Consider the following 1,142-nt stretch of genomic DNA (forward strand, 5'->3'; position numbering starts at 1 on the left):
GTGTAGTGCTTGTCGGTGCTAATCTCTTTGACATAGTAGCTGCCCAGAGGCAGGTCGGTGGCAAACACAGCGGAGCCATCTTCAGCACAATTTATGGTTTCAATCAGCCCATCAGCGGGAATAATGGAACCGTCAGCGGCGGTGATATCCTCGGTAGCATACAGTCCAAACTGCACGGTGGCAATTTCGCCGTTCATGCCAAGCTGGAACCGCTCGTCCTGCTCCAACATCTTTTTGAGGCTGATTTTTATCTTCTGCCGGTCATCGTGGAGGATAGCAGCGGTTTCGGTGATCTCCACTTCCTGACCTGCATAGGTCAACTCCACAAGGTGGCACTCCGTGTCCAACACGGTGCCAAAGGGGGCCTCCACTTCCCGCACCTGGTACTTCCCCAGGTAGAGGGGTTCGGTGGCAACGGGGCCGTCCTGGGCGGTCGTAAGGGTGGATACCACCTCGCCCGCAGCATAGCGCAGGGTACCGTCCGGGGTGATGATGTCCTCGGCGGCGGTAACCTCATAGACCGCACCTTCCAGAGCCTTTTCCTCATAGACTGGCTGGTAACTGACAGGCAGGTTTACTTCGTTTCCATTTTCATCTACAGAACTGCCGCCCAGAACTGTTACGGAGGAGAACACCTCGCCCAGCTTGGTGATGCTGATGGTGCCCTTTTGAGGCATATTGGGCCGCTCGACTTCTACCACGGTGACGGCACTTTCCTCGGTGGAATTGTCAGGAGTTATATCAAAATAGACCGGTTCGGAGTTCAAGACGTAGCCATAAGGGGCCTGCACCTCCACCAGAGAGTATCCGGTTCCGTAGGGCAGAACCTCCGGAGCAATGAGAGTTCCATCGGTGGTGGTATAGAAGGTATCGATAGTGGTGACTGCCGGGTAAGTGAACTTCATTGTAACAAGCTGACCGTTGGGGTCAAAAATCTGGAAGCCAGCCCCGGCATAGGGGATAGCCTTGCCGGTCTCGGCGTCGGTCTTGATTACCTTGACGTAGCTGGTGAAGGGGGCATTGTTGATGAGATACCGGTACACGCCGCCATCCTTATTGATGAACACCTCAAAATCTTTCATAAGCTCGCGCCCATCCCAGCCCTTGGTCTGGCGGACGGTGTACACACCATAGGGGAGCAG

Annotated in this window: 1 protein-coding gene; it reads right to left on the minus strand. The window is 55.1% G+C overall.

Going from position 1 to position 1,142, the window contains the following annotated elements:
- On the minus strand, positions 1-1,142 hold a 1,142-nt coding region (locus U8U01_RS17190), incomplete at both ends, for an MSCRAMM family protein (protein ID WP_322176808.1).

Origin of the sequence: Acutalibacter caecimuris (assembly GCF_034335085.1) — a bacterium.
GTDB classification, from domain to species: Bacteria; Bacillota; Clostridia; order Oscillospirales; family Acutalibacteraceae; genus Acutalibacter; species Acutalibacter caecimuris.